The organism is Kribbella turkmenica (assembly GCF_004348725.1).
Classification (GTDB): Bacteria; Actinomycetota; Actinomycetes; order Propionibacteriales; family Kribbellaceae; genus Kribbella; species Kribbella turkmenica.
In genome coordinates this window covers 1-22,720 of sequence record NZ_SMKR01000126.1, presented here as the reverse complement: position 1 = coordinate 22,720, position 22,720 = coordinate 1, and the positions used below count along the sequence as shown (strand labels likewise).

25 protein-coding genes are annotated in these 22,720 nt (G+C 71.0%); 10 read left to right on the top strand and 15 right to left on the bottom strand.

The features are described from left to right. A partial coding sequence (locus E1218_RS25330) for an FAD-dependent oxidoreductase (protein ID WP_132324360.1) occupies positions 1–125 on the bottom strand: 125 nt, incomplete at its 3' end. Between the two features lie 31 nt (positions 126–156). Between E1218_RS25330 and E1218_RS25325 the strand changes: the two genes are divergently transcribed. Together E1218_RS25325 and E1218_RS25320 are read left to right on the top strand one after the other, a co-directional pair. Next, the gene (locus E1218_RS25325; protein WP_132324358.1) at positions 157–618 is read left to right on the top strand and encodes a gamma-glutamylcyclotransferase; all 462 of its coding nucleotides are present in this window, start codon (positions 157–159) and stop codon (positions 616–618) included. A 13-nt stretch (positions 619–631) separates the two neighbouring features. Beyond that, positions 632–2,272: a phospho-sugar mutase gene (locus E1218_RS25320; protein ID WP_132324356.1), complete on the top strand. Its 1,641-nt coding sequence runs from the start codon at positions 632–634 to the stop codon at positions 2,270–2,272. A 116-nt stretch (positions 2,273–2,388) separates the two neighbouring features. On the opposite strand, the gene E1218_RS25315 is transcribed toward E1218_RS25320, so the two are convergent. The 3 genes from E1218_RS25315 to E1218_RS25305 form a co-directional block, all read right to left on the bottom strand. Further along, the gene (locus E1218_RS25315) at positions 2,389–2,850 is read right to left on the bottom strand and encodes a hypothetical protein (protein WP_132324354.1); all 462 of its coding nucleotides are present in this window, start codon (positions 2,848–2,850) and stop codon (positions 2,389–2,391) included. Positions 2,851–3,017: 167 nt separating this feature from the next. After that, on the bottom strand, positions 3,018–3,959 hold the full coding sequence (locus E1218_RS25310; RefSeq protein WP_132324352.1) for a neutral zinc metallopeptidase: 942 nt from the start codon (positions 3,957–3,959) through the stop codon (positions 3,018–3,020). Between the two features lie 130 nt (positions 3,960–4,089). After that, positions 4,090–4,650: a PH domain-containing protein gene (locus tag E1218_RS25305; RefSeq protein WP_132324350.1), complete on the bottom strand. Its 561-nt coding sequence runs from the start codon at positions 4,648–4,650 to the stop codon at positions 4,090–4,092. Between the two features lie 79 nt (positions 4,651–4,729). Here E1218_RS25305 and deoC point away from each other — a divergent pair, with 79 nt between their 5' ends. Genes deoC through E1218_RS25290 form a run of 3 tightly spaced genes read left to right on the top strand, consistent with a single transcriptional unit; the run spans position 4,730 to position 7,991 of the window. Next, a complete protein-coding gene (deoC, locus tag E1218_RS25300) occupies positions 4,730–5,686 on the top strand; it encodes a deoxyribose-phosphate aldolase (protein ID WP_132324348.1) in 957 nt (318 codons plus the stop codon). Between the two features lie 3 nt (positions 5,687–5,689). Then, the gene (locus E1218_RS25295) at positions 5,690–7,126 is read left to right on the top strand and encodes an aldehyde dehydrogenase family protein (RefSeq protein WP_132324346.1); all 1,437 of its coding nucleotides are present in this window, start codon (positions 5,690–5,692) and stop codon (positions 7,124–7,126) included. A 19-nt stretch (positions 7,127–7,145) separates the two neighbouring features. Next, positions 7,146–7,991 (top strand): aldehyde dehydrogenase family protein, encoded by an 846-nt coding sequence (locus E1218_RS25290; protein ID WP_233712451.1) that lies wholly within the window; start codon positions 7,146–7,148, stop codon positions 7,989–7,991. A 27-nt stretch (positions 7,992–8,018) separates the two neighbouring features. Here E1218_RS25290 and E1218_RS25285 read toward each other — a convergent pair whose 3' ends face one another. Beyond that, positions 8,019–8,639, bottom strand: a complete 621-nt coding sequence (locus tag E1218_RS25285) for a hypothetical protein (RefSeq protein ID WP_132324342.1) — start codon at positions 8,637–8,639, stop codon at positions 8,019–8,021. 44 nt (positions 8,640–8,683) lie between these two features. Further along, positions 8,684–9,706 (bottom strand): serine/threonine-protein kinase, encoded by a 1,023-nt coding sequence (locus E1218_RS25280; protein ID WP_132324340.1) that lies wholly within the window; start codon positions 9,704–9,706, stop codon positions 8,684–8,686. 55 nt (positions 9,707–9,761) lie between these two features. On the opposite strand from E1218_RS25280, the gene E1218_RS25275 reads away from it, so the two are divergent. Continuing rightward, on the top strand, positions 9,762–10,301 hold the full coding sequence (locus E1218_RS25275) for an RNA polymerase sigma factor (RefSeq protein WP_132324338.1): 540 nt from the start codon (positions 9,762–9,764) through the stop codon (positions 10,299–10,301). 1 nt (position 10,302) lies between these two features. On the opposite strand, the gene pepN is transcribed toward E1218_RS25275, so the two are convergent. Genes pepN through E1218_RS25260 form a run of 3 tightly spaced genes read right to left on the bottom strand, consistent with a single transcriptional unit; the run spans position 10,303 to position 14,140 of the window. After that, positions 10,303–12,756, bottom strand: a complete 2,454-nt coding sequence (gene pepN, locus E1218_RS25270; protein WP_132324336.1) for an aminopeptidase N — start codon at positions 12,754–12,756, stop codon at positions 10,303–10,305. Positions 12,757–12,779: 23 nt separating this feature from the next. Further along, on the bottom strand, positions 12,780–13,262 hold the full coding sequence (locus E1218_RS25265) for a hypothetical protein (protein WP_132324334.1): 483 nt from the start codon (positions 13,260–13,262) through the stop codon (positions 12,780–12,782). Continuing rightward, positions 13,259–14,140 (bottom strand): LysR family transcriptional regulator, encoded by an 882-nt coding sequence (locus E1218_RS25260; protein ID WP_132324332.1) that lies wholly within the window; start codon positions 14,138–14,140, stop codon positions 13,259–13,261. Before E1218_RS25260 ends, E1218_RS25265 begins: the two co-directional genes overlap by 4 nt. Before the next feature lie 136 nt (positions 14,141–14,276). Between E1218_RS25260 and E1218_RS25255 the strand changes: the two genes are divergently transcribed. Both E1218_RS25255 and E1218_RS25250 read left to right on the top strand, forming a co-directional pair. Next, a complete protein-coding gene (locus E1218_RS25255) occupies positions 14,277–14,564 on the top strand; it encodes a hypothetical protein (protein WP_132324330.1) in 288 nt (95 codons plus the stop codon). 195 nt (positions 14,565–14,759) lie between these two features. Further along, positions 14,760–15,995, top strand: coding sequence for an MFS transporter (locus tag E1218_RS25250; RefSeq protein WP_165949414.1), 1,236 nt, complete (start codon positions 14,760–14,762; stop codon positions 15,993–15,995). On the opposite strand, the gene E1218_RS25245 is transcribed toward E1218_RS25250, so the two are convergent. The 6 genes from E1218_RS25245 to E1218_RS25220 all read right to left on the bottom strand — a co-directional run bounded on the left by E1218_RS25245 (position 15,883) and on the right by E1218_RS25220 (position 20,697). Then, entirely contained in the window at positions 15,883–16,392 is a 510-nt protein-coding gene (locus tag E1218_RS25245; protein ID WP_132324326.1) for a YkvA family protein, read from the bottom strand. The genes E1218_RS25250 and E1218_RS25245 overlap by 113 nt on opposite strands. Before the next feature lie 111 nt (positions 16,393–16,503). After that, the gene (locus E1218_RS25240; protein ID WP_132324324.1) at positions 16,504–17,448 is read right to left on the bottom strand and encodes a S1C family serine protease; all 945 of its coding nucleotides are present in this window, start codon (positions 17,446–17,448) and stop codon (positions 16,504–16,506) included. Between the two features lie 18 nt (positions 17,449–17,466). Continuing rightward, positions 17,467–18,405, bottom strand: coding sequence for a VWA domain-containing protein (locus E1218_RS25235; RefSeq protein WP_132324322.1), 939 nt, complete (start codon positions 18,403–18,405; stop codon positions 17,467–17,469). Then, complete coding sequence (locus tag E1218_RS25230; RefSeq protein ID WP_132324320.1) at positions 18,402–19,346, bottom strand: DUF58 domain-containing protein; 945 nt, start codon at positions 19,344–19,346, stop codon at positions 18,402–18,404. Before E1218_RS25230 ends, E1218_RS25235 begins: the two co-directional genes overlap by 4 nt. Next, positions 19,343–20,353 (bottom strand): AAA family ATPase, encoded by a 1,011-nt coding sequence (locus tag E1218_RS25225; protein ID WP_132324318.1) that lies wholly within the window; start codon positions 20,351–20,353, stop codon positions 19,343–19,345. The genes E1218_RS25230 and E1218_RS25225 overlap by 4 nt, the downstream gene beginning before the upstream one ends. A 65-nt stretch (positions 20,354–20,418) precedes the next feature. Next, positions 20,419–20,697 carry a hypothetical protein gene (locus E1218_RS25220; protein WP_132324316.1) on the bottom strand — a complete coding sequence of 93 codons (279 nt, stop codon included), beginning with the start codon at positions 20,695–20,697 and terminating at the stop codon, positions 20,419–20,421. A gap of 125 nt (positions 20,698–20,822) precedes the next feature. Between E1218_RS25220 and E1218_RS25215 the strand changes: the two genes are divergently transcribed. Further along, on the top strand, positions 20,823–21,515 hold the full coding sequence (locus E1218_RS25215; RefSeq protein ID WP_132324314.1) for a response regulator transcription factor: 693 nt from the start codon (positions 20,823–20,825) through the stop codon (positions 21,513–21,515). Next, positions 21,512–22,720, top strand: a 1,209-nt coding sequence (locus E1218_RS25210) for a sensor histidine kinase (protein ID WP_132324312.1), incomplete at its 3' end; no start/stop codon positions are given. The genes E1218_RS25215 and E1218_RS25210, both read left to right, overlap by 4 nt.

The following is a 22,720-nucleotide window of genomic DNA, read 5'->3' as shown; positions in this document are numbered from 1 at the left end:
GTGAGCACGGCCGAACCGCCGATCCCGCCGGAATCGACGACCGTCACCTCCGCCCCCAGCTGGGCGGCCGCACTGGCCGCCTCGTACCCGCCCGGACCGCCACCGATGATCACAACTCGCGCCACGGGACGCCATTCTTCCGTATCCTGTGTCGTCGTGACCCTGTACGCCGCGTTTGCCTCGAATCTGGACCCGAACCTGATGGCCGAGCGGTGCCCGTACTCGCCCCTGCGCGGGACCGGCTGGATCACCGGCTGGCGCCTCACCTTCGGCGGGGAGGAGCTCGGCTGGGAGGGCGCCATGGCCACCGTCGTCGAGGACCCGTCGAACCCTGCCAACCAAGTCTTCGTCGCGCTGTACGACGTGCACCCGAAGGACGTCGAGCGGCTGGACGAGTGGGAGTGGATCGACCAGGACGTCTACAGCAAGATCCAGGTCCGGGTGCAGACCCTGGACGGCGAGCAGCTGGCCTGGATGTACGTCCTGAACGCCTACGAGGGCGGACTGCCCTCGGCCCGCTACCTGGGCATCCTCGCCGAGGCGGCCGAAGCCGCGGGCGCCCCGGACGACTACGTCGCCGACCTCCGCGCGCGCCCCTGCCAGTCGTCGGGTCATTAGCTATCGTGCGGAGGTGACCGTCAACGATGACCTCCGTAGCGCCGCCGAAGCCTGGCTGAGCGAAGATCCCGACCCCGACACGCGCGCCGAGCTGCGGCACCTGCTGGACGCCGCCGCGGCCGACGAGCTGGCCGACCGGTTCGCCGGCATCCTCGAGTTCGGTACGGCGGGTCTCCGCGGCGCCGTCGGCGCCGGGCCGAACCGGATGAACCGGATCGTGGTCATCCGCGCCGCCGCCGGCCTGTGCGCGTACCTGAAGGCGAAGGGACTCACCGACGGCCCGGTCCTGATCGGGTACGACGCCCGGCACAAGTCCGACGTGTTCGCGCAGGACACCGCGGCCGTGGTGCGCGGCGCCGGCCTGGAGGCCGTCCTGCTGGACCGGCCGGCGCCGACGCCGGTGGTCGCCTTCGGGATCAGGCATCTGATGGCCGTGGCCGGTGTGGTCGTGACGGCGTCGCACAACCCGCCGCAAGACAACGGGTACAAGGTGTACCTCGGCGACGGCTCGCAGATCGTGCCGCCCGCGGACGCGGAGATCGCGGCCGCCATCGCCGCGGTCGGCCCGCTCGCCGAGGTCCCGCGCGGGGACGACTGGCAGACGACCGGCGACGACCTCATCAACGCCTACCTGGACCGCATCGCGGAGCTGGTGCCCGCGGACGCCCCGCGGGACCTCAGCGTCGCCTACACGCCGCTGCACGGGGTCGGGCGGTTCCTGGTCGAGGACGCGGTCGCCCGCGCGGGCTTCGGCGCACCGGCGGTGGTGACGTCGCAGGCGGACCCGGATCCGGACTTCCCGACAGTGTCGTTCCCGAACCCGGAGGAACCGGGTGCGATCGACGCCGCGCTCGACCTGGCCCGGTCGGTGAACGCCGACATCGCGGTCGCGAACGACCCCGACGCCGACCGGTGTGCGGTCGCCGTACCGGATCAGGCCGCCGACCGCGGCTGGCGAATGCTGCGCGGGGACGAGCTCGGCGGCCTGCTCGGCGAGTTCCTGCTGTCGTCGAGGCCGGACGGGGTCGCCGCGTGCTCGATCGTGTCGTCGTCGCTGCTCGGCAAGGTCGCGGCCTCGTACGGCGTCGAGTACGTCGAGACGCTGACCGGGTTCAAGTGGATCGGCCGGGTGCCCGGGCTGGTCTTCGGCTACGAGGAGGCGCTCGGGTACTGCGTCGACCCGGTCGCGGTGAAGGACAAGGACGGTGTCTCGACGCTGGTCCGGGTCCTGCAGCTGGCCGCACGGGCGAAGTCCGAGGGACGCACGCTGCTGGATCTGCTGGACGACCTCGCGGTCAAGCACGGTCTGCACGCGACCGACCAGCTGTCCGTCCGGGTGGACGACCTGTCGCTGATCACGAGCGCGATGGAGCGGTTGCGGAGCACTCCCCCGACGTCGCTCGGCAGCCACACGGTCGAGCGGGTGGACGACCTGAGCGAGGGCTCGGAGACGCTGCCGCCGACCGACGGCCTGCGCTACTCGCTGTCCGAGGGCGCTCGGGTGGTGGTGCGTCCGTCCGGCACCGAGCCGAAGCTGAAGTGCTACCTGGAGGTCGTCATCCCGGTGACCACCGACGTGACAGCCGCCCGGGCCGAGGCCGCCACCGACCTGGCCGCGATCAAGGAGTCACTGTCCACGAGCCTCGGCCTCTGACCGCGTCGCAGCCGGACAGCACGGAAGCCAAAACGTCAGCCGCTCGACCATTCTGGTCGGCGGCTGACGTTCGTACGACGCCGGAGCACCTGGCGGGTGGCTGCGGCGAGGTCGGCTCAGCGGGTGGCGGCGGCCGCGGCGGCCGCGGCGTCGGCCTCTTCGGCGCGGAGCGAGCTCTGCAGCGACGAGTGCAGGATGCGCAGGGTGCTGGTCGACTGCATCAACGCGTCCCGTTCGTCCGGGTTCCGGTTCGCGAGGCTGGTGATCTCGTTGATGCTCGCCTCGATCCGGGCGATCCGGTCGGCGACCGAACCCTCCTGGCTGCTGGCCTTGCGGATCGCGTCGGACGTGACCGTCCAGACGTCCTCCTTGTCGTTGGTCCGCCGCGACATGTCCACCATCTGGCTCAACGCCGCCAGGTCGTGGTCGACCTGGGTCCGCTCCACCGGCGCGGTGATCCCGGCGGTCGCCTGGCGCAGCCGGGTCACGTGACCGGACAGCTCGGACCAGCTGCACCTGCCGCTCTTGATCTTGTCCAGCACCTTGGCGTACTCGGTGTTGAACTCGTCGTAGTTCACTGTCCTACTCCTGCCGTGAGACTGCTCGCTGGAGAACTGTACGGCGTGCGCCTGGCAAAACAAGTAACCACACGATCGCAGATGGTGTACGTGTCGGCAAAACGCGAGGGCCGCCCGGTACGGCAACGCGTTCCGGGCGGCCAGGTTACGTGGGAACGCCGGCCGGGTCAGGAAACCCGGCTGGCCTGGGAGTTCCAGGTGTTGCAGCGGCTCGCGTACGTCTTGGTGCTGGCCGCGTAGAAGCCGGCGTGCGACCACCAGCCGTGGTTGGCCGGCGAACCGTGGTCGCGCAGTTGGCCCGGCTGGTCGCCGGAGTGCTCGACGAGCCACTTCCACTGGGCGTAGAGACCGGTGCTCATCGGGTAGTACCGCTTGTTCGCGCCGATGGACGCCGAACCGAGGCAGGACGCCTGCAGCTCACGCCGGCGGCTCTCCTCGAGCCGGGCGCTGTGGGTGCTGAAGGCCCGCTGCCGCCACCAGGAGGCGTTCAGGATGCCGGTCAGGTACTGGACGTGGTGGCCGTACTCATGCGCCAGAGTGTTGGTCGCATAGGCCCGCGCGTACGTCGGGCTCTGCCGCCACAGGTTCGAGATCACGTAGGCCGGCATGTAGATCTGGCCGTTCTGGTACCCGCAGTAGTACGCGGTCGCGCCGCTGACCACACCGCAGTACGTGGTGAGCTTGCTGTGGTTGTGCACGATCAGCGTCGGCTTCGTCTTGTACGCCGCGCCGGCCGCGCGCAGCGGAGCCGCCCAGGAGTAGTACGAGCAGGACCACAGCTGGGTCAGGTAGGACTGCACTCCCGCGGTGGTGCGCAGCGAGACGTTGACCTCCGGGCACTTGGACGGCGGGACCGCCCCGGTGCTGTACAGCTTGTTGTAGCGGACCGTCTGCAGCGCCGTCCGGCTGTTGTAGGCGGCCGTCGAGAACGTCTCGGTGCCCTGCACCGACGTCGCGGTGCCGGCCGGCTCGCCGAACACCGGTGCCGGCGGGGTGGCGGTGCTGGCGGCCGGCACCGCCTGGGCGGCGGGCAGCGCCGCGACCGCGAAGCCGGCGAGCGCGGCGACACCCGCCAGGCCGCGCAGCTTCGAGCGGGAGAGGTTGACCATGTGCTCACTCTCGTTGTCTCGGGGAACTTCCGGAGGCCCATCCTGGGCGAACCTGGGTTCATCCCGGGGCAGGACAGCGGCTCTGACGCCGCGGATCACCGCGGAGATCCCCGCACCGGCTGGGCGCCGGTCAGCGGGAGAGGCCGGCCAGGACGGCGACGACCGCGAGCGCGCCGATGAGGATGAGCTCGAGGCGGGCCCAGCTGGTCACGATCTCGCCGTCGGCCTTCTCGCCGTACTGCTCCATGTGGGACTCGACCCGGTTGACGACGAACTCGGCCCGGGACAGCGAGCTGTCCGGGGACAGCTTGCGGCCGCCGACCCGCTGCTTGCGGAGGTCGCGCATGACGAGCTGTACGCCGGGCGCCCGGAACCGGTCGTCGCCGGTGTGCACCCGGAGGATGTCGGTGACGTCGACGCCGGTGACCTTGCGCCACGGGATCGTGTGGTCGCGCAAGTGGTTACGCAGCAGGATGTTCTCGGGGCTGAGGGTGACCGAGGGGCGGATCAGCCCGACGTACGCGAGCACCATCAGAATGCCGATGATGCAGGCGACCATCAGGCCGGTGACGGTCCGCCACTCCAGCACGATGTCGAGCAGTCCGAGCGCGCCGATCACCAGCACGATGACGCCGGTGATCCGGTTCGAGGCGGACAGGTACTGCTCGTTCTCGGGAGACTTCGGCTTCACCCGGACAAGGTATCCGGCGTCCGGTCACCGGCCCACAGCGAAGTACGGATCGTGACCTGCCCGCCGTAGACTGCGGCACGTGACCACAATCGACAGCGGCGTCGACACTCTGGCCGACGTGACCTCGTCCGAGGACCGGCTGCGCCGGTTCCTGCTCGGCCTGCCGGGTGTCGACCAGGTCGGCGCCGAGGCGAGGGCCGCCACCCTGGGCACCCGGTCGATCAAGACCACCGCCAAGGCGTACGCGCTCGACCTGGCGATCCGGATGATCGACCTGACCACGCTGGAGGGGCAGGACACCCCCGGCAAGGTCCGGGCCCTGTGCGCGAAGGCGCGACGGCCGGACCCGGCCGACCCGAGCACCCCGCAGGTCGCCGCGGTCTGTGTGTACCCGGACCTGGTGGCCACCGCCAAGCACGAGCTCAGGGGCTCCGGGATCAACGTCGCGAGCGTCGCGACCGCCTTCCCCAGTGGGCGTTCCAGCCTGGCGATCAAGGTCCAGGACACCAAGGACGCCGTCGCCGCGGGCGCCGACGAGGTCGACATGGTGATCGACCGCGGCGCCTTCCTGTCCGGGCGGTACGGCATGGTGTTCGACGAGATCGTCGCGATCCGCGAGGCGGCCGGCGACGCGCACCTGAAGGTGATCCTGGAGACCGGTGAGCTGGTCACCTACGACAACGTCCGGCGGGCCTCCTGGCTGGCGATGCTGGCGGGTGCGGACTTCATCAAGACCTCGACCGGCAAGGTGTCACCGGCGGCCACCCTGCCGGTGACGCTGGTGATGCTCGAGGCGGTCCGGGACTACCACGAGGCCACCGGCCTGCACATCGGCGTCAAACCGGCCGGCGGCATCCGGACCGCGAAGGACGCGATCAAGTACCTGGTCACGGTCAACGAGACGGCCGGACCCGACTGGCTGGACCCGGAGCTGTTCCGTTTCGGCGCCTCCAGCCTGCTGAACGACCTGCTGATGCAACGCACCAAGCTGGCCACCGGGCACTACCCCGGACCCGACTACTTCACGCTGGACTGAGGCATGAGCAGATTCGAGTACGCACCCGCTCCGGAGTCCCGGGCGATCGTCGACATCAAGTCGTCGTACGGGCTCTTCATCAACGGCGCCTTCACGGATGCGACCGACGGCAAGCCGTTCAAGACCGTGTCGCCGGCGTCCGAGGAGGTGCTCGCCGAGGTCAGCGAGGCCGGGCCGGCCGACGTCGACAAGGCGGTCCGCGCCGCGCGCCGGGCGTTCGAGCGGGTCTGGGGACCGATGGCCGGCCGCGACCGGGCGAAGTACCTGTTCCGGATCGCCCGGCTGATCCAGGAGCGCTCCCGCGAGCTGGCGGTGCTGGAGTCGCTGGACAACGGCAAGCCGATCCGCGAGTCGCGCGACGTCGACATCCCGCTGGTGGCCGCGCACTTCTTCTATTACGCGGGCTGGGCGGACAAGCTCGAGTACGCCGGGGCCGGCGAGCACCCGCAGCCGTGGGGCGTCGCGGGCCAGGTAATCCCGTGGAACTTCCCGATGCTGATGCTGGCGTGGAAGATCGCGCCCGCACTGGCGGCCGGGAACACGGTCGTGCTGAAGCCGGCCGAGACCACACCGCTGACCGCGCTCGCGTTCGCGGAGATCTGCCAGCAGGCGGACCTGCCGCCGGGGGTGGTCAACATCGTCACCGGCGCGGGCCGCACCGGCCAGGCTCTGGTCGAGCACTGGGGAGTCGACAAGGTCGCGTTCACCGGGTCGACCGAGGTCGGCCGGTCGATCGCCAAGGCGGTCGCGGGCTCGGACAAGAAGGTCACCCTGGAGCTCGGCGGCAAGGCGGCGAACATCGTCTTCGAGGACGCGCCGATCGACCAGACCATCGAGGGCATCGTCAACGGCATCTTCTTCAACCAGGGCCACGTCTGCTGCGCGGGTTCGCGGCTGCTGGTCCAGGAGAGCGTGTACGACGAGGTGCTGGCGCGGCTGAAGCGCCGGATGGGCACGCTCCGGGTCGGCGACCCGCTGGACAAGAACACCGACATCGGCGCGATCAACTCCTCGGCCCAGCTGGCCAAGATCCGCGAGCTGTCCCAGATCGGCGAGGACGAGGGCGCCGAGCGCTGGTCGCCGGACTGCGAGCTGCCGGCCGAGGGCTTCTGGTTCCCGCCGACCGTCTTCACCGGGGTGTCCCAGGCGCACCGGATCGCCCGCGAGGAGATCTTCGGCCCGGTGCTGTCGGTGCTCACCTTCCGCACCCCGGCCGAGGCCGTGGAGAAGGCGAACAACACCCCGTTCGGGCTGTCCGCCGGGATCTGGACCGAGAAGGGCTCCCGGATCCTGTGGATGGCGAACCAGCTGCGCGCCGGCGTCGTCTGGGCGAACACGTTCAACCGGTTCGACCCGGCCTCGCCGTTCGGCGGGTACAAGGAGTCGGGCTACGGCCGCGAGGGCGGTCGCCACGGTCTGGAGGCCTACCTTGCCCACTAAAGACTCGCCGAGGCTGGAAGTGCGGAAGACCTACAAGCTCTACATCGGCGGGGCCTTCCCGCGCAGCGAGTCCGGCCGCTCGTACGTCGTGAACGATGCCAAGGGCAAGTTCCTGGCGAACGCGTCGCAGGCCTCCCGCAAGGACGCCCGGGACGCGGTCGTCGCGGCCCGCAAGGCGTTCGGCGGCTGGTCCGGCAAGACGGCGTACAACCGGGGCCAGGTGCTCTACCGGATCGCCGAGGTGATGGAGGGCCGGCACGACCAGTTCAGCGCCGAGGTGGCCGCGTCCGAGGGTCTGTCCGCGGCGAAGGCGCGGGCGATCGTGGACGCGTCGATCGATCGCTGGGTCTGGTACGCCGGCTGGGCCGACAAGCTCGCCCAGGTCGTCGGCTCGAGCAACCCGGTGGCCGGCCCGTACTTCGACTTCTCGTTGCCCGAGGCAACCGGCGTGATCGCGGTGCTGGCACCGCAGGACTCCAGCCTGCTCGGGCTGACCAGCGTGATCGCGCCCGCGATCGTCTCCGGCAACACGGTCGTCGCGGTCTCGTCCTTCGAGCGCCCCCTGCCGGCGGTGACGCTCGGCGAGGTGATGGCGACGTCCGACCTGCCGGGCGGCGTGGTCAACCTGCTGACCGGGTCCGCGTCCGAGATCGGGCCGTGGCTGGCGTCGCACCTCGACGTGAACGCGATCGACCTGTGCGGGATCGAGGACCCGGACGAGGCCCGCGACCTGGAGGCCGCCGCGGCCGAGAACCTCAAGCGGGTACGCCGTCCCGCCGAGGAGGACTGGTCCGCGTCGCCGGGGCTGTCGCGGCTGACGCAGTACCTGGAGCTGAAGACCGTCTGGCACCCGATCGGCGTCTGACGGTCCACTCCGGGGACACGCTCGCGGTCAGCGGATGAGGGTGCGGGTGAGGGCCGGGTTCGGGTCGGGGAAGCAGGCCACCGGAGCGGTGACGGTGACGAACTTCCACTTGATCTTCGCCTGAAGGGTGAGCCCCGGGTCGTCGTAGCCGGTGCCTTTGAGCCTGGTCTCGATGACGGCACCGCGGCGCCCGGACTTGAGCCGGACCGAGAGCGACGGCAGGTGGTAGCTCGCGCCGCCCGGGATCGGGCCGGCGACCTTGACGACGGCGACACCGTGCTCGACCTGCAGGGTCGGCGTGGAGTTGAGCCCGGAGCCACCGGTCAGCCTGGCACTCACGTACGACGAGTTGGCCGGGATCGGCACCCGCAGCGACAGGTCCCGGACCTCCTTGAGCTTGAAGCCCTTGACCTCACCGGGCAACGACCCGGGCTTGAGGTCGACCGCGATGGTGAACCGGGTGTTCGGCGGTACGGTCGCCGGTGCCTTGGCATCCACGCCCTGACGCAGCGAGAGCAGGTGGCGGCCGAACTTCGTGTCCGCCCGGCAGGCGTAGCTCGCCGTCGGCGGCGCCGCCTGGGCCACGGTCGCGACGAGCAGCGGCAGCACAGCAACCCCGAGGATCAGAAGACTGCGGTGAGTAGCCATGTGACTACTCTAAGCAGCAGTCGCCGCGCGGAGCGCCTACCATCTCACTGACCGAACAGGTACCAGCCGCCCACGCCGGCGAGCACGAACACGAGCGGCAAGGTGGCCAGGAACAGCACGCGTCCCCGGCGGCCGCGGGGTGCCGGGAAGTCGGTGGTGACCGTTGTCGGAAGGTCCTCGTCGGGATCGCTGATGTGCGTCCGCTCCAGCGCACGCAGCGGCGCCTCCTGCTCCAGCCGGTACGCCTCGGCCTCCAGCCGCTCGGCCAGCGTGTCGGCCCGCTCCCACCGGTCGCTCACGCGGAACGCCAGCGCGCGAGCGAAGATGTCGTCGAGCTGCCCGACCGAGTCGAACAGCGTCGGCCGCAGGCTCGGCGGCGGCAGATCGGGGTCGCGGTTGAGCACGTCGCTGATCGAACCGGCGGAGAACGGCGGATGCCCGGTGAGCAGCGCGTACGTCACCGCGCCGACCGCATAGATGTCCGCCCGCTCGTCGAAACCGCCGTCACCGCGTCCCTGCTCAGGTGCCATGTAGGACGGCGTGCCGACGGCCTGGGTGAGTCCGGAGGCCTCCGCGGCCCGCTTGGCCAGGCCGAGATCGGCGAGCACGATCCGGTGCGTCCCGCCGCCGGACTCGTCACCCTGGTTGGGCCGGAGCAGCAGGTTGGCCGGAGTGACGTCGCGGTGCACGACGCCCTCGCTGTGCAACGCGGCGACCGCCCGGGCCAGGTCCGCACCCCACCACAACGCGTCGGCCGGGTCGAGCGGACCGTGCCGGAGAACGTCGGCCAGCGTCCCGCCGCCGACATAGTCCATCACGAAGTACGGGCGGCCGTCGGGCAGCCTGCCCAGGTCGAACACCCGGACCACCCGGTCGCTGGCGATCCGGCGCATCAGCCGGGCCTCGGACAGGAAGCGCTCGCGCACGTCGGCACGCGACGCCCAGTTGTCGGCCAGCACCTTGACGGCCACGTCCACGTCGAGGTCGTCGTCGTACCCGCGCCAGACCGTCGCGAACGCCCCCGCGCCGATCTTGTCCTGCAGCCGGTACCTCCCGATGACATCCATCGGGACTATTGTCGACCACAGCCGTCCTGTCCGGCGAACACCACCCTGGGGGAGCATGAACGAGGACCTGGAGGAGCTCGCGGTCCAGGCCGCCGCGGGGGACCAGTCGGTCGTGCCCGAACTGCTGCGGGCGATCCGCCCGCAGGTGCAGCGCCGGGTGGCCAAGTTCCTGCCGCACCACGAGGACGCCGAGGAAGCCGTCCAGGACACGCTGCTCCAGGTGGCGAACAAGATCCACACCTTCAAGGGCACCGGCAGCTTCGCCGGCTGGGTCACGATCGTCGCCACCAACCAGGCCAGGCAGACCTACCGCTCGCTCAAGCGACGCTCGGTCGAGCAGTCCGCCGAGGTCCTGCCGGAGGCGGTCGACCCCCGGACGACGTCGGTGATCGCCGGCTCCCGGCTCGACCTGCTGGAAGCCCTCGAGAACCTCGAGTCCAGCCATCCCCAGCTGGTTCAGCCGCTTGTTCTCCGCGACCTCGGCGCCCTGTCGTACGCTGAGATCGCGGTCGAGCTCGACGTCCCGCTCGGGACCGTCAAGGCCCGGATCCACCAGGCCCGGAAGGCCGTGGCCGAGCGTATGGCGGTCCGCTGAGCTACTCGCCGTCGCCGGCTTCACCGAACGTCCGGCGGACCGCGACCGCCCTGCGGAGGTTGTCGGCGAAGTTGGCCGTCTGCCGACGGATGCCGGGGGCAACGGTTTCGTCGGCCGCCAGCGCCTCGGCCCGGACCAGCAGCTCCGGCTCGACGACGAACCCGGGCACGATCCGGTGCACGGTGAGCGGCACCACCATCCCGGACCGGATCTCGGCCGTCCGCGGGATGTCGGTGAAGAACCGGTCCACGTACGGCGCCGTGACCGCGGTCTGACCGGGGTGCCAGAAGCCCTCGGCCGCGGCCAGCAACTCCTGCACCCCGACCGTCGGGTCCGTCATGATCCGCGTCCAGGCGGCCTCCTTGCCGTCCGGTAGCGCGGACCGGCAACGGGTGGCGTGGACCAGACCCTCGGTGGAGGAGTCCCGGGCGAGCTCGGCGTCGATCTCGGCCGCGCCGAAGACGTTGAGCCGGACGAGCCGCAGGACCAGGGACCACCGCAGGTCCGCGTCGATCCGCAGCCCGTCCGGGACGCGTGAACCACCGAGCCAGGCCTGCAGCAGATCGGCGTCGTCGGTGGTCGCGACGAAGCCGCGCGCGGTCGCCAGTTGGAGGCTGCTGCCGGGTTCGGTGGTGGCCAGCTTGCTGCCCAAGGCCGCCGCGACCGGTCCGCGCGACTCGTCGTAGGGCAGGTAGCCGCCGAGGACCCGGTCCTCCAGCCACCGGACCAGTGAGCCGACGGCGATGTCGCTGTCCTCGTGCCGGATCACGGTGGTGAAGAGCTCGAGGGCCGTGCGGGGGTCGAACTCGGCGTGCGCGGTGGCGTCCCGGATCGAGTTCCAGACGACCGCCCGAGTGGTGCCGTCGGTGATCGCCGGCAGGACGGCGGGCAGGTTCGCCAGGCTGGTCGCGTCCAGCCGGATCTTCGCCCAGGTGTCGTCGTCCGCGTCCGGTACGACCACCTCATTGTTCAAGGCAACTTCCACGGCGTCGCCGTCGAGCATCACGTCGAGGGTGGCGGACGCGCCGTCGGCGTCGTACCCGCGGACGCCGATCGTGTGCGGCCGGCGGGAGCTGTCCGGACTGGTGCGGCGCAGGACGATCCCGGCGGGCGTGCGCTCGGCGGTGATGGTGTCCAGGCCGGACGTCCGCAACCACTGCGCCGACCAGTTGTCCAGGTCGCGGGCGCCGGCCTCGGTCAGCTTGCCGATGAACTCGTGCAGGTCCGCGTTGCCGTACTCGTGCGCCTCCAGGTGGGCGTTGACGCCCTTGAGGAACACGTCGTCACCGAGGTACTTCGCGAGCTGCTTGAGCACCGCGGCGCCCTTGGCGTAGGAGATCCCGTCGAAGTCGTCGAGCGACTGGCGGGCGTCCTTCAGGCTGTCCGGCGCAACCGGGTGGGTCGAACTGCTCTGGTCGGTCTGCATCCCCCACCACCGGCGGACGAAGGCGAAGTCGGTCCAGTTGCCCTGGTAGTCGGTCGCGTCCTCGGACACGCGGTGGGCCATGTACTCGGCGAACGACTCGTTCAGCCACATGTCGTTCCACCACTTCATCGTGACCGAGTCACCGAACCACATGTGGGCCAGCTCGTGCACGACGATCCGGGCCCGGGTACTGCGCTCGGCCTCGGTCACCGTGCTGCGGAAGACCAAATGGTCGGCGAACGTCACGCAGCCCGGGTTCTCCATCGCGCCGAGGTTGAAGTCCGGGACGAACACCTGCCAGTACTCGCCGAACGTGTACCGCTGCCGGAACATCCGGTGGTACTCGTCGAACGCCTGCCCGGTGGTCCGGAACAGGTCGTCGGCGTCCCGGTCCAGGTGCTCCGCCAGCGACTGTCGGCAGGCGAGCCCGAGCGGGATGCCGTCGTACTCGCTGCGGATCAGGTGGTACGGGCCGGCCACGATCGTGACGAAGTACGTCGCCAGCGGCCTGGTTTCGGTCAGCGCCCACTCCCCCGGACCGGTCCGGGTCGCGGCACCGTTGCCCAGGACAACCCAGTCCTCCGGGCACTGCACCGTCACCGTGTACGGCGCCTTGAGGTCGGGCTGGTCGAAGCACGGGAAGTAGCGGGGCGCCGACTCGAGTGACGACATGCCGTAGGTGTACACGCGCCCGTCGGCCGCGTCGACCGATCGCACCAGGCCCTCGCCGTCCACGGAGTACTTCAGCTCGGCGGTCACGACGACCTCGTTCTCCGCCCGCAGGCCCGTCAGCGGGAACCGGCCCTCGGCCAGCAGAGCCACGTCCAGGGCGGCGCCGTTCAGCTCGACCGCCAGCAGTCGCTCGGGCTTCACGTCGACCCAGGTCGAGCTACTCGTCGCACCGAACCGGATCCGGCTGGTGGTGACGAACGTGTCGCCTGTCCCGGTCAGGTCGAAGTCGACCTGGTACGACCGGACCGCGATGTCTGTCGCCCGTTGCCGGGCCTCTTCCACTGTCAGCGCGCGCATGGCTGCACGCTATCCGAGCACTCCTACCGGCCGGCCAGCTTTTCGCGGACAGCATGCGCTCGCGCCCGCGCGGCCTCGTCGAGCGTCCCGTCCGCCGACATCAGCGCCAGCACCGCCACCAATCGCCGGCCCGGATCAGCAGGCACGGCGGCCGCCGCGAGCAGAGCCGTCGCCCGTACGTCGGCGTCCGCGGTGCCCTCGAGGATGTCCGCGATCAACTCCGCGTCCTCGGCTTCGGCAAGACTCGTGAGCACGTTGAGGGCGCTCAGATGATCGAACGCCGCCCGCAGCTCCGCATCACCGGCGATCGGCGGCCGCGACAGCACCGCCCGCGCGACCTGGCGGACCTCACCACCGAGCGGCTCCAGCGGATTCCCGCCGGACAACCGGGTGTACGACGCGGCCACCTGATACATGTTGAGCGCCCGGCAGACGGTCGCGACGTTGTCGCTGTGCAGCAACGCACTGAACGCCTGCAGGGGAATGGCTTCGTCGTCTGCCGTCATACCCGCACGCTAGCCGCCGCGTGCAGCTGGGCGGCCAGCAGGTGGGCGGACTCGGGCGCGTCCGCGGCGTAGCAGAGCAGGTGCGCGCGGGTGGACCAGGCGTCCTGAAGCGGGCAGATCTCGACGGCGGTGCTGGCATCCACGGCTCGGCGGGGAACGATCGCGAGTCCGGCGCCGGCGGTGGCGAGCGTGATCAGGGTGTGCAGCGTGGGCACGATCGTCCGGTAGCGCGCAACCGGGGCGTGCGGGCCCAGGCGGTCCTCCATCCACTGCGTCAGCGGCGACCCACGGTCGAGACCGACCAGTGGATGTTCGGCGACCTCGGCGTACGCGATCGAAGTGCGGCCGGACAGGACGCCGCCGGCCTGGCCGATCACGACCAGCGAGTCGTCGGCGAGCGGTTCGGTGCGCAGGTCGGTGGGTTCGTCGTCGAGGATGACGCCGAGGTCGGCCTCTCCCGCCGCCAGCAGGCGCACACTGCGGATCGTCCGGCGCTCGCTGACGTTGACGTCGTACTCCGGATGGTCGCGCAGGAAGGTCGCGAGCGCGGCCGGGACGAGTTGGTGCATCGCGGAACCACCGGCCACCAGCCGGATGGGCTCGGTGCGGGACACGGCGTACGAGGCGACCGCGCTGTCCAGCCTGGTCGTCTCGGCGAGCACCTCGCGGGCGTGCCGGGCCAGCGTCGCGCCCGCCGGGGTGAGCCGGACACCCCGGCGCTCGCGGATCAGAAGCGGTACGCCGGCCTGCGCTTCGAGTGCTCTGACCCGCGCGCTGGCCGAAGGCAGGCTGAGGTGCATCACCCGCGCCCCACCGGTGATCGACCCTTCGGCGGCAACGTGAGTGAAGAGTCGGAGGTCGTCGAGGTCGTACCGCATGCGACTCAGCCTACGCCTCAGCCTTAGGCTGACTACGGAAATCGCGCATTGTGGCGCACCATCCGAGCCATGATGCTCGACACGTGCTGACGAATCTTCCGGCCGCGCGGTGGCTGGTCTTCGTGCGAGCGTTGCGATGAACCCGGCCCGACTGGCGATGGCCTACCAGGCGTGCGAGGTCGCCGACCTCGCACGCACGGCGGTCACGCTGCACGACCCCGTCGAAGCACGGGCCCAGGCCGAACTCGTGCTGGCAGCCGCCCGCCGCCTCTCGGCGGCCGCCGCTCGGCTCACCGACACAGGGCCGCCCGCGGATCCCTTACAGCACTTCGCCTACCAGCATCCCGAAGAAGCCGCCGCAGACATCGCCGACTGGCTGCGGCACCACCCGGGTACGGGTGAGGCTCCGGGTGGTGCCGACTGACCAGACCGCCCGCACGCCGGTCACCAGTCCTTGTTCGAGACCATGTACTCCCGGTCGTCCTTCATCCGCACGCACCTCCTTTCGACGTCCAAACTCGCGCAAGTGTGGCAACCGCTGCTTTCACCTCGCTTTCACGGCAGCACGGCAGCCCGCCATGACAGCGATCTGAAAGCCCGCATCCGTAGCGTCCGGACCATGGCGAATCGTCCGACGATCCGGGAAGTCGTCGCCGTTGCCGAGTTCCGGGCCTTGTGGATCGCTCATGCGCAGTCCCGGCTCGGCGACCAGTTGGCGCGGGTCGCGATCGCCGTACTGGTCTTCGACCGGACCGAGTCGGCGCTGCTCACCGCGGTCACCTACGCCTTGTCGTTCCTGCCGCCGCTGGTCAGCGCACCGCTGCTCACCGGGCTCGCGGACCGGTTCCCAAGGCGAACAGTGATGGTGGTGACGGAGCTCGGCCGGGCCGCGCTGACCGCGGCGATGGCGATCCCCGGCCTGCCGATCGTGGCAGTCGTGCTTCTGCTGGTCGCCGTGGTCAGTCTGCAACCGCTCTACAGTGCTGCCCGCAACGCCCTGCTGCCGGACGTCCTGGAGGGTGACCGGTACGTCGTCGGCGTCGGCCTGGCGAGCGCGACCGACAGCGTCGTCCAGGTGCTCGGCTTCGCCGCGGGCGGTGTGCTCGTCAGCCTGACCGGATCGCACCTCGCGCTGGGAATCAACGCGGCGACCTTCGTGGTGTCGGCGACGCTGGTCCGAACCGGTGTACGCCATCGCGACGCGTCGGCGGCGACGCGAAGGAGCGTAGGCCGGTCGGTGTCCGCCGGAGTGCGGTTGATCTGGTCCGACCATCGGTTGCGCAGCCTGCTGAGCCTGCTGTACCTGTACGGGTTCTACCTCGCGCCGGAGGGACTCGCCGCGCCGTACGCCGCGCAGGCCGGCGCCGGCGACGCGGCAGTCGGTCTGCTGATGGCGGCTGATCCGGTGGGCGCGATGATCGGGTCGGTGCTGCTCAGCCGCTGGCTCCCGGTCAGGTGGCGTTCGCGATCGATGGGTCCGCTGGCGGTCGCGTCCGCGGTTCCACTGGCGATGAGTGCTCTGTATCCGTCGGTGCCCGGCGCGGTGGTGCTCTGGGTGCTCGTCGGTGTCCTGTCGTCGTACACGATGCTCGTGCACGCGACGTTCGTACGGCTGGTGCCTGATGACCGGCGTGGTCAGGTGATCGGATTGGCATCGGCGGGTCTGCAGGCCGCGCAGGGGCTCGGAGTCGCTGCCGCGGGTGTGCTGGCGGAAGTGACGACAGCCGCGACCTCCGTTGGCCTCATGGGTGCTGCCGGCGGTCTGCTCGCGGTCCTGGCCGGTCGCTCGTGGATCCGCGCAGAGCGTCCCGCTCGTGCCGCAGGTACAGACCGGTCGCGGTCGACACACTCGTGAGCAGCCAGACGGCGACGCCGGCGTCGTCGGTCACGCCGATGACCGGCAGGAGCTCCGGCAGGATGTCGATCGGCGACACCAGGTAGACCACGGCCAGCCCCCACAGGGCCATCCGGCTCGTCGGCAATCCGGGGTACTCCCCTCGCCGGGCGGCCCGCAGCAGTCGTGGCAGTGCGCGGGCCCGCTCGAACACGTCCCCGATCGGCTCCGGCTCACCGCGCTCGGTTCGCCGGCGTCGCAGCCACCGGCGCCGTACTACGCCGAGGCCGGCCACCGCGGCGCCCACCGACAGCAGACCCACACCGACGCCGACCGGCGGCAGCCCGGCGACGTCGGCGTCGCGGAACACCAAGGTCGCGAGCCCGATCAGGCCGAGCAGTCCGCCGAGGAAGACCATCCACCAACTGTAGAGGGACGGACCGCCAGGCCATCACAACTGCGGCGACGCAGTGGCACCACGCTCAGCCTGCAGCGGTCGAGGCGATTGTGATGGGCTGGAGGTCCGCAATCAGTTGATCAGGCCTTCGACGATGGTCGTCATCCGGTCGACCGGGATGGCGAAGCCGATGCCGATGTTGCCGGAGCGGGAGGTGCTGCCGAGGGTCGCGATGGCGGTGTTGACACCGACCACCTGACCGGCCGCGTTCACCAGCGGGCCACCCGAGTTGCCCGGGTTGATCGCCGCGTCGGTCTGGATCGCCGACTGCCGGTTCCCGCTGTCGCCGAACCGCGCCTGCCGGTCGAGCGCGCTGACGATCCCGGCGGTCACCGTTCCTTCCAGGCCGAGCGGTGAGCCGACGGCCAGCACCGGGTCGCCGACCCGGAGCTGTGCGGACCGGCCGAGCGTGAGCGCGCGCAGTCCCTCGGCGTCGGCGGTCGAGACCTGGAGTACGGCGAGGTCGTTGTCCTCGTCCGCACCGACGACCTCGGCGTCGACCCGGCGGCCGTTCGACAGCACCAGCGACACATCGCTCGCTCCCTCCACCACGTGCGCGTTGGTGACCACGTGCCCCTGCTGGTCGATCGCGAATCCGGACCCGGTCGCCCGGCCGGCCCGGACCGACACCACGCCGGGCAGCACACTAGCCGCGGCCGCGGTGATCGAGCCCTGGGCGGCCGCCGGTGGGGCGGCCGCCTGCGGCAGTTCGGCCGCCGCGGTCTCGGGATCGCGCGCCCCGGTCACCGCGCCGGCCAGCCCGCCGGCCACGATCGACAGCGCGAGGCTGGCGACCAGGATCCGGCCGCGGCGGCCCGTCGTCCCCCTGGAGAGCGCGGGTGGTGGGACCGTCACCCCGGCCTGAGGTGCCGCGGCCGGAGAGGGGGGAGCCGACCCAGCGGAGGCCGGGGTGACGGAGAACGGGTACTGCGGTTGCGGCGCGGGCGACGGCCCGGCCGGGGGTGGTCCGGGCGCGTAGTGCGGCCCGCGGAACGGGTGACCGAGATGAGGGCTCATCGAAGGCTCCTTCACGGCTCAGGGCAGACGGGAGAACCACAGCAGCGAGGCCAGCGCGGCCAGCAGCGCCGCGGCCAGCGCGACCCCCGCCACCAGGTTGGTGATCTCGCGTGGTTCGGTGGTCCAGCCGATCGACGACTGGAGGTCGGAGTAGACGTCCCGCAGCTGCTCGTCGCTCTCGGCGGCGTAGAACTCGCCGCTGGTCGCGTCGGCCAGGCTCTGCAAGGCCTCGGTGTCCGCCGGGACCGGGATGTCCCGGCCTTCGATGTTCACGGTGCCGTCCGGGGTGCCGTAGGCGATCGTCGACACCGGCACGCCGGCCTGGGTGGCGGCCTCGGCGGCCTCGTCGATCGGCCGGCCGGAGGTGTTCCCGCCGTCGGACAGCAGCACGATCCGGCTCGGCGGCGGATCCTCCGGGTCGATCGTCCGGACCGCCTGCAGGCTGGTCAGGACGGCCTCGCCGATGGCGGTGCTGTCGGTCAGTTCGAGACCGTTGATCGCGTCCACGGTGGCCTGGTGGTTGGTGCTCGGCGGCGTGACCACGGTCGCGGTCCGGGCGAACGAGACCAGGCCGACGTTGAACTTCTCCGGCAGATCCTCGACGAACTCGACCGCCGCCTGCTTGGCCACCTCGAACCGGTTCGGCGCGACGTCGGTCGCGGCCATCGAGTTCGACACGTCCATGGCGACCAGCACGGTGGCCCGTTCGCGCGGGACCCGGATGTCGGCGACCGGGCGGGCGATCGCGATCGTCAGCACGGCCAGGGCGGCCAGGAACGCCACCGCGGGCGCGTGCCGGCGCCAGCCGGGCCGCGTCGGCGCGACCTTCTCCAGCATCGGCAGCGTCGCGAACCGGACGGCGTACTTGCTGCGGCGGCGCTGCGCGACCAGGTACGCGGCGACCAGCGCCGCCACCAGCACCAGCAGCCAGAGCCACAGGGGTTGCTCGAATCTCATCGGATACCGGTCCTTCCCATCGGGTTCCGGCGGGTGCTCGCGCGCCGGCGAGCGGTCGCGAAGGCGGCGACGTCGCGGACCCAGTCGCTGTCGGTCCGCAGGACGAGGTGCGCCGCACCGGCGGCCCGGATGTCCCGCGTGGTCTGTTCACGTTTGGCTGTCATCGCGTCGGCGTACCGCCGGCGCAGTCTCCGGCTGCCGGTCTGCACCTCGCGCCGCCGGCCCGTCTCCGGGTCGACCAGCGTGAGCAGCCCGACCTCGGGCAGTTCGAGTTCGCGCGGGTCCAGCACCTCGACCGCGATCACCTCGTGCCGGGCGGCCAGCCGGCGGAGCGAATCCGCCCAGGTCTCGTCGTGGAAATCGGAGACGACCACCCGGAGACCCGGTCGCGGGTGCTCCCGGTCGAGCCGGGTGATCGCCCGGCCGAGCGGGACCGCCGGATGCTCGCCTGGAGTCGCCCTGGGCAACGCCAACAGTGTCCGGAGGGTACGGCGCAGGGCCGCGGCGCCGCCGACGTCGGGGATCCGGGACAACTGGTCACCGACGGCGATCCGGACACCGAGCCGATTGCCCGGCCGGTCGGCGAGCAGGCCGACCGCGCCGACGACGGCGACGGCCAGGTCCCGTTTCTCGCTCAGCGCCGTACCGAAGTCCATACTCGCGGACGCGTCGAGCAGCGCCCAGGTCTCCAGCTCCCGCTCGGCCAAGGGGGCACGGACGTGCGGTTCGAGCGAGCGCGCGGTGACGTTCCAGTCCATCCGGCGGACGTCGTCCTGGCCGGCCTGGTACGGCCGCGCCTCGTTCGGCTCGCTGCCCGGCCCACTGCGCAGACCGGTGATCTCGCCGTGCAGGAAGCCTTCCAGCTTCCGCTTGACCGAGAGCTCCAGCGTCCGCAACGCCCGCTCCCGGCCCTTCAGCAGGTCGGGGCCGGTGTCAGTCATGCCGCCGACCCCTGGGCGTCGTCCGCGGGGACGACGTGCGGTTGCTCGATGGTGTGCAGGATGCGCGAGATCACGGCCCGCGGGTCCACGCCGTCGGCGAGGGCGTCGAACGTGAGCACCAGCCGGTGCGCCATCACGTCGAGGGCGACGTCGTACACGTCGGCCGGCAGGACGTAGTCCCGGCCCCGCAGCAGCGCGAGCGCCCGCCCGGCAGCGACCAGGCCCAGCGTGGCGCGGGGGCTCGTGCCGAACTCCAGCACGCCCTGCAGGTCGTTGATCCCGTACTGCTGCGGCACCCGGGTCGCATGCACCAGGCGGACGACGTACTCCGCGACCGCGTTGTGGACGAACACGTCGTCCGTTGCCTCCTGCAACTGAGCGACCTGCTCCGGGGTCAGCACGGCGTTCGCGTGCGGCCGGCGGGCGCTCATCCGCTGCAGGATGGTGAGCTCCTCGAGCGGACTCGGGTAGTCGACGGTGATCTTCAGCAGGAACCGGTCCCGCTGCGCCTCGGGCAGGGCGTACACGCCGTCGGACTCGATCGGGTTCTGGGTCGCCAGCACCAGGAACGGCGCCGGCAGCGGGTAGCTCGTGCCGCCGATGCTGACCTGGTGCTCGGCCATTGCCTCGAGCAACGCCGACTGCACCTTGGCGGGCGCGCGGTTGATCTCGTCCGCCAGCACGAGGTTGGCGAACACCGGGCCGAGCTCGGTGTCGAACCCCTCCGCCGACGGCCGCCAGATCCGCGTGCCCATGATGTCGCCCGGAACCAGGTCCGGGGTGAACTGCAGCCGGGAGAACCGCCCGCCGATCACCTCGGCCAGCGTCCGCACGGCCAGCGTCTTGGCGACACCCGGCACACCCTCCAGCAGGCAGTGCCCGCGCGCCAGCAGCCCGACGAGCATCCGCTCCACCAGGTGGTCCTGCCCGACCACCACCCGCTTCACCTCGAACAACGCGTGTTCGAGCAAAGCCGACGAAACGCCAGTCTCCGTACGCCTCTCCACACCTACCTCCAAGTGATCCGCGGGCCGCCCCACCGACAGGGGGTGAGGCGGCCGCACTGGGTTCGTCACGCGTTCTCGGCCGCGTCGGGCTGCGACGGCTGGGCCTGCTCGCCCTGGCCCTCGCCCTGGCCGGTGCCGTCCTTCTCCGGGCAGTCCCGGCCGTCGCGGCCCGCGGTGCCTTCGCTCGGCGTGCCCGGCGACGGAGTGGTGGCCCCGTCCTCGACGGTCACGTACCCCTGCTCCGGTGCCGGGTCGCTGGTGGTGGCATAGGCGATCCCGCCCACACCGAGCGCGGCCACGGCGACCGCCGTACCGAGAATGAGCCGCTTCCCTGGGATGTTCATCAAAGCTCCTTCGCGTCGATTGGCCCCCAGACCATCAAAGGAGTGCGAAAACGACCGGAAAGCCGAGCGAAAGTCCGCCGAAAGAGCAGGCTGGACGCCCCGGTGCCGACGGCTACCTTGGTGTCGTGCGGCTACTGGTGGTGGAGGACGAGGAAGGCCTGGTCAGCGCGCTGCGCTCCGGACTCGGCCGGGCCGGTTATGCCGTGGACACGGCGACGACCGGGGCCGAGGCGATGGAGAAGCTCGCGACCACGGCGTACGACCTGGCGATCCTGGACATCACCCTGCCGGACACCAGCGGCCTCGACCTGTGCCGCGCCGTACGCCGCGGTGAGATCGAGGTGGCGTCGGGCCGCGAGCTGCGCGTGCTCATGCTGACCGCGCGGGCCTCGCTGGCGGACCGGGTCCGGGGGCTCGACGAAGGCGCGGACGACTACCTGACGAAGCCGTTCGCGCTGGTCGAGCTGCTTGCGCGGATCCGCGCCCTGCTGCGGCGCGACGTCACCAACGGCAGCACCCAGCTGCACGTCGGCGACCTCGTGCTGGACTCCGCCCGTCACCTCGCCACCCGGGCCGGCCGCGAACTCCCGCTGACGTTGAAGGAATTCGGCGTACTGCGGTACCTGATGTCGCGGCCAGGTCACGTCGTGTCGGCCGAGGAACTGCTCGAGCACGTCTGGGACGAGAACGCCGACCCGTTCACCCAGAGCGTCCGGGTGACCGTCGGGACACTGCGCCGCAAGCTCACGACGGACGGCGAAGAGCCCGTCCTCGAAACCGTCATCGGCCGCGGCTACCGGCTCCGAGGTGACTCATGAAGTTCAGACGACCGCCGTGGACGCAGACGATCCGGTTCCGGCTCACGTTGACGTACTCCGCGGTGCTGATCGCGCTGTCGGCGTTGCTGCTCGGCGGGGTGTACCTCGCCTTGTCGCAGATCCTCGACCCGAAGCCGCTGAACCAGATCCAGGTGCAGAAGTACTACAAGGACCACAACGGCGAGCTGCACCTGAAGCCCGGCCAGGTGATCCAGGCCGCCGAGATCTCCAGCCTGCAGTCGGCGGTGAACTACCAGACGCTGCAGAGCCTGCGGAACTACTCGGCCGCGGGCATGGGCGGACTGTTCCTGGTCAGCCTCGGGACCGGCTGGTGGCTGTCGGGTCGCGCGCTGCGGCCGGTACGGCGGATCACCGCGACGGCACAGGAGATCTCCGCCACCGACCTGTCCCGCCGGATCGCCCTAGACGGCCCGCAGGACGAACTGCGGAACCTGGCCGACACGGTCGACGACATGCTCGGCCGGCTTGAGTCGGCCTTCGTCGCGCAGCGGCAGTTGGTGGACGACGCGTCGCACGAGCTGCGGAACCCGCTGGCGGTGATCCAGGCCAACGTCGACGCCGTCCTCGCGCACGACGACACGCCACCCGACGACCGGGCGCAGGCGACCGCGATCGTCAGCCGGGCGATCCAGCGGATGACCCGCCTGGTCGAGGACCTGCTCGCGTCGGCCCGGCGGTCGTCACCGGCTTTCGTCGACGCCGACGTGGACCTGGCCGCGATCGCTGGCGAGGCGGCCGAGGAGTACGAACTGCTCGCGGCCGATCGCGAGCTGCACGTCGTACGCCGGTTGTCGCCGGGGCCGATCGCCGCCGGGGACGCGTCCGCGCTGCGGCGGGCGGTCGACAACCTGCTCTCCAACGCGGTCCGGCTGGCCCGTGGTGGGAGCGAGCTGGTGCTGGCCGTCGGCAGCCGCAACGGCTGGGCGTGGATCGCGGTCCGCGACGAGGGCCCGGGCATCTCGCCGGACGACACCGACCGCGTCTTCGACCGCTTCTTCCGTTCCGGCCAGCGGCAGTCGCCGGCGACCGTCCCGTCCACCGGCCAACGCCGCACCGGCCTGGGCCTGGCCATCGTCCGCCAGATCGCCGAGTCCCACGGCGGCACCGTCGCCCTCCACTCCCAACTCGGCGTCGGCAGCACCTTCGTTCTCTGGCTCCCCGAACGCTCCCTCACCAACACCACC

Excerpts from the sequence above, each read along its gene's own strand:
- E1218_RS25240 (WP_132324324.1), bottom strand. The coding sequence starts at position 17,448 with ATGAGCCCTCATCTCGGTCACCCGTTCCGCGGGCCGCACTACGCGCCC.
- pepN (WP_132324336.1), bottom strand. The coding sequence starts at position 12,756 with ATGCGCGCGCTGACAGTGGAAGAGGCCCGGCAACGGGCGACAGACATC.
- E1218_RS25280 (WP_132324340.1), bottom strand. The coding sequence starts at position 9,706 with ATGGATGTCATCGGGAGGTACCGGCTGCAGGACAAGATCGGCGCGGGG.
- E1218_RS25235 (WP_132324322.1), bottom strand. The coding sequence starts at position 18,405 with ATGAGATTCGAGCAACCCCTGTGGCTCTGGCTGCTGGTGCTGGTGGCG.
- E1218_RS25295 (WP_132324346.1), top strand. The coding sequence starts at position 5,690 with ATGAGCAGATTCGAGTACGCACCCGCTCCGGAGTCCCGGGCGATCGTC.
- E1218_RS25275 (WP_132324338.1), top strand. The coding sequence starts at position 9,762 with ATGAACGAGGACCTGGAGGAGCTCGCGGTCCAGGCCGCCGCGGGGGAC.
- E1218_RS25245 (WP_132324326.1), bottom strand. The coding sequence starts at position 16,392 with ATGGTCTTCCTCGGCGGACTGCTCGGCCTGATCGGGCTCGCGACCTTG.
- E1218_RS25260 (WP_132324332.1), bottom strand. The coding sequence starts at position 14,140 with ATGCGGTACGACCTCGACGACCTCCGACTCTTCACTCACGTTGCCGCC.
- E1218_RS25250 (WP_165949414.1), top strand. The coding sequence starts at position 14,760 with ATGGCGAATCGTCCGACGATCCGGGAAGTCGTCGCCGTTGCCGAGTTC.
- E1218_RS25265 (WP_132324334.1), bottom strand. The coding sequence starts at position 13,262 with ATGACGGCAGACGACGAAGCCATTCCCCTGCAGGCGTTCAGTGCGTTG.
- E1218_RS25255 (WP_132324330.1), top strand. The coding sequence starts at position 14,277 with ATGAACCCGGCCCGACTGGCGATGGCCTACCAGGCGTGCGAGGTCGCC.
- E1218_RS25230 (WP_132324320.1), bottom strand. The coding sequence starts at position 19,346 with ATGACTGACACCGGCCCCGACCTGCTGAAGGGCCGGGAGCGGGCGTTG.
- E1218_RS25285 (WP_132324342.1), bottom strand. The coding sequence starts at position 8,639 with ATGGCTACTCACCGCAGTCTTCTGATCCTCGGGGTTGCTGTGCTGCCG.
- E1218_RS25220 (WP_132324316.1), bottom strand. The coding sequence starts at position 20,697 with ATGAACATCCCAGGGAAGCGGCTCATTCTCGGTACGGCGGTCGCCGTG.
- E1218_RS25310 (WP_132324352.1), bottom strand. The coding sequence starts at position 3,959 with ATGGTCAACCTCTCCCGCTCGAAGCTGCGCGGCCTGGCGGGTGTCGCC.